Source organism: Pseudoalteromonas sp. SR45-5 (assembly GCF_014163565.1).
Lineage (GTDB): Bacteria > Pseudomonadota > Gammaproteobacteria > Enterobacterales > Alteromonadaceae > Pseudoalteromonas > Pseudoalteromonas distincta.
The window spans coordinates 1-3,743 of record NZ_JACJDN010000408.1 but is presented as its reverse complement, the minus strand read 5'-3'; the positions used below and the strand labels follow the sequence as shown (position 1 = coordinate 3,743).

4 protein-coding genes, 1 tRNA gene and 1 pseudogene are annotated in these 3,743 nt (G+C 36.8%); all 6 read right to left on the bottom strand.

Annotated elements, in window-relative coordinates:
* Positions 1 to 220: 220 nt before the first annotated feature.
* A tRNA-Arg gene (locus tag H5072_RS14190) sits at positions 221 to 295 on the bottom strand.
* A 72-nt stretch (positions 296 to 367) separates the two neighbouring features.
* Positions 368 to 1,036: a FlgO family outer membrane protein gene (locus H5072_RS14185; RefSeq protein WP_182693886.1), complete on the bottom strand. Its 669-nt coding sequence runs from the start codon at positions 1,034 to 1,036 to the stop codon at positions 368 to 370.
* A gap of 7 nt (positions 1,037 to 1,043) precedes the next feature.
* Positions 1,044 to 1,736 (bottom strand): FlgO family outer membrane protein, encoded by a 693-nt coding sequence (locus H5072_RS14180; RefSeq protein ID WP_182693885.1) that lies wholly within the window; start codon positions 1,734 to 1,736, stop codon positions 1,044 to 1,046.
* 13 nt (positions 1,737 to 1,749) lie between these two features.
* Positions 1,750 to 2,343: a FlgO family outer membrane protein gene (locus tag H5072_RS14175; protein WP_149602251.1), complete on the bottom strand. Its 594-nt coding sequence runs from the start codon at positions 2,341 to 2,343 to the stop codon at positions 1,750 to 1,752.
* 56 nt (positions 2,344 to 2,399) lie between these two features.
* Positions 2,400 to 3,029, bottom strand: coding sequence for an SPOR domain-containing protein (locus H5072_RS14170; protein WP_182693884.1), 630 nt, complete (start codon positions 3,027 to 3,029; stop codon positions 2,400 to 2,402).
* A 10-nt stretch (positions 3,030 to 3,039) separates the two neighbouring features.
* A pseudogene (locus H5072_RS14165) lies at positions 3,040 to 3,743 on the bottom strand (hypothetical protein); the annotation flags it as partial.

The window sequence follows — 3,743 nt, the reverse complement described above, 5'->3', positions numbered from 1 at the left end:
TGAGGTTTCTACTTTCTACTTAACTTTATTGGCTAACTTTAAAAAACCTTTCGGCTTTTTTTACACTTTATTCTTAACTGGGCTATTCGTAATAAATCTATGCTAGTTGATATCAGTCAAACAATGGCTAGGTACAATTATAAGAGTTGAGTGTAATCCACTATTTAATAAACTCATCACGCTACATATGTGCTACACAAGCATAACTCATTAATTTAATTGGTAGCCCCTGCAGGAATCGAACCTGCAACTGCCCCTTAGGAGGGGGCCGTTATATCCATTTAACTAAGAGGCCACAAATAAGCTGTGTGCTTAGAGGTCTGAATTATAACGGCATCTGGTTTTTTATATCAAGCGACAACTGAACTTAATTGCTTGATAAGTATATATCTTCTTTATTTAGTACATAAATTGGGATTAGTTTTCGACTACTCGCGACGATTTTTTTTGTATGCGCATTAATTACACGTGTATTAACAACAACAGCATCATGTCGATAAATTAATGTACCCGCTAATACATGGCTCGCCATTTGCTCTTCGCTAAGCTTTTCAATATCACGCGAGAAAGCAAAATCACCACGGCTATTTACATCTATTGTTTGGGTTGTCTTAAAATCAACCACGCCATAACCAAACTTTTGTAACTGATGAATTAATGTTTCAGAAATTTGATTACCCAATTGATTACTTTTAGTAAGCGATGAATCAAGATCGACCAAAGTAGTAACAGCAATATTAATGTTGGTGTCGGTATCACTTTCAAATTCAAGCGTATCAACCAAATCAAGTGCCATTTGCTCTACATAGTTAGCAAGTGTTTTATGGTGCTGAAGTGGTGTAAATTGATTGCCGTTAGCATCGTCTTGAGTTGATTTTTGCTCGGCTGTTTTAAGCATGCTTGCTAGGTCATAATTTACTTGTGTGGTTGAAGATGCATTCATTTCAGCACTTTCATTATTTTGAGTAAAGGCACAACCAGTTAAATTAGCTAAAGCAAAAAAAACGATAAAGCGGTTTAATAATTTACTATACATAATTATCTCACTTGCTTGCTTGTTTTAACATTATGCCATCAGTGCGATAGCTACTATTAAGCGCATCAACAACCGACTGTGGAATAAACCCTTGTGCAGAACCGACTACGGCCTTACTTTCTAGCCCAACAATACGTGCATTAACAAGTACACCACCTTGATGGTTTACAAGCGTACCGGCTAGTACATACTTAAAGTTTTGATCTTGTTTTAGCTCTAAATAGTCGCGACTAAATACAAAGTCGCCTGTTGAGGTAACACGCATAAAATCAGTTGTTTTAAAATCAATAACGGGTACACCAAAGCTGTGTAATTCATGCATGAAGCTTTCTGCAATTTGGTTTCCTAGTAAGCTACCATCGTTGTAGTCTTCATCTAAAAAAATAAAACTCGAAACAGCTAATGGTGTTTGTTCACTTACGTACTGTAAGTTTTCAACCATGTCTTGCATTATGCCACGCACATAATGGTTAATATTTTTACGCATTGGCGGTGTTGCTTTTGTGTAGTTATCTTGTGGAGCCATTCCTGACTGAAATAAGTTATCGTCAGAAACAGGCGCTGCAACGTCGCGTTGGTTACTCACCAGTTGGTTGCTTTGCTCACTTTGTGGTGTTGCGGTGTCTGTATTCATTGTGCCTAGTATTTGAGAGCAACCAAAGCCCAGTGGTAAGCATAATGTAATTAATAGGTTTTTCATTTTGTGCTCCAAATTAGTATTCGCTTCGGTATAAAAGTCCGTCACGCTGCTGAATTTTCTCATTGCCCCACATTACATTAATTGGGATCTCGGTACTTCCCGCAGAGAGCACCTGTTTATTTTCTATATTCACAAGCCGTGCATTAACTATGTATGCATGCTGCTGGCGAGTCACTGTTCCTGTGATAACTAAGTCAATATTTTGGCGATTACGTAATTTACTTAAATCGCGACTTAAAATACTGTCTGAGTTTTCTGATAAAGAGAGGTTATTCCCAAGTCTGTACTCAACGGTGTGATAACCCAGTTGAGTAAATTGTGTAAGCAGGCTTTCTTGGATCTGCTGACTTAAGCCTGAGGCCTGCCCTGTCACTAATTTAGTATCTAGTGCATCTGCATAAAAGAAGCTACTAACGCCAACACGTGCATTAGCATTTAAGGCTCCATTTAGGTGGTTAAGTTGCGACGTTAAATTAACTACATAGTCATTAACCGTAAAAGGAGCCATGGCCGCTTTAGGTGCATTTGTAGGCACACTTGGTTCTGGTGGTGGCACCAAGTTACAAGCAGCTAAATTTAAAAACAATAAAGGCAGTAAAAGGCGCATAATTGCCATCCTCTTCAAAACATACTGAGGATAAAGCAATTTGTATGCCGACTTAGCTATTGTGCGGTAAAAGGCTGATCTACGTAATAACTAACTAAACAATTTATATTTTGGCTCTTTAATTTTTGACAGTCAGCCATAGCGTTTTTTTTGTCTATGTATGCGCCTAGCTTTAAGCGGTTATACATAACTCCTTTTACATTTATTGTTTCAACATTCATTACAAAATTATCGCCTAGTAAGTTAGGAAGCTTTTTCTGTAGCTGCCTAAAAGCTAAAGAGAGTTGTTCTTTTTGCGTTATTGAAAGCACTTGTAAAGCAAATTTGGGATTAACTGGTTTTGTTACTTGTATATTCGAGTTATTAATAGTGTTGGTATTAACGATTTCTGCTTTTATTACTGGTGCGTTTTTCTGCTCATTTTCTTTTGCAATTGTATTAAGTTGCGATATTAGTAAACTTAAGTCTTCTTCAATAAGTAATAAACGCGTAAGTTCAGGCCTCATATTTTGCCACTGCTGGGAGCTCATTTTTAGAGCTTCAAGTTCTTGCTTTGTTATTTTTACGTAGCTTTTTTCGTCAGCTATTTCCGTCTGAGTAATACTATTATCAATTGCTTTATTATTCGCACAACCATAACTTAGCAACATTGCACTGATTAAAAATATACATTGAACTCTTTTCATCCTAATTCCTTTAATGAAGTATTTTATGTGTTTCAACAACACACTTTAATCCTTGCGCTTTTACTGAGTCGCATACAGAGATAAGCTTTGGCGAACTATTTGTTGCGTACGCTAAGGCTAAAATAAATTTATTTTTAGCTTTATCATACATATAAAAAGCTTCTTGCTGCTCTATTCGTGGTGCTATTAAACGGTAATAAATTTTTAAGATATTTAACGAACTAAAACTTCCGGCATTGGCAATGCTTCCTGTTGTTGCACTGAGCGCCTTTAACGTTAAATCAACGCCCATTACTACATCTCCTTGAGGCGATAAATTAACTGTTATATTTTGAGTGTTGTTTAGCTGCTTGCGTTGTTTATATTCATCATCAATTACTGCTTTATACTGCCCCGGTTTAAGGTCTGTAAATAAATAATAGCCATCATATGCTGCTTGAGTTTGTGCAACTTGATCCCCTTTCTCATTCAATAGCGCTATATTTGCAAAGGGCTGGATCTGTGTTGTATCACCTTTTTGTTGATAAACAACTCCCTCCACTTCACTGGCATTATTTAATGCGAAGTCCATATACTCTACAAAACCAGCCCTTGGTGTAATAGAAAAACCCTCGTTAGCTGGTATTAAAAACGGATCTTCAAAACTATTTCTTTCTAGTATTATATCTGTTGTACGATTTGCTGGCATTGAAGTTAATAGCGCAACGCCGTGTT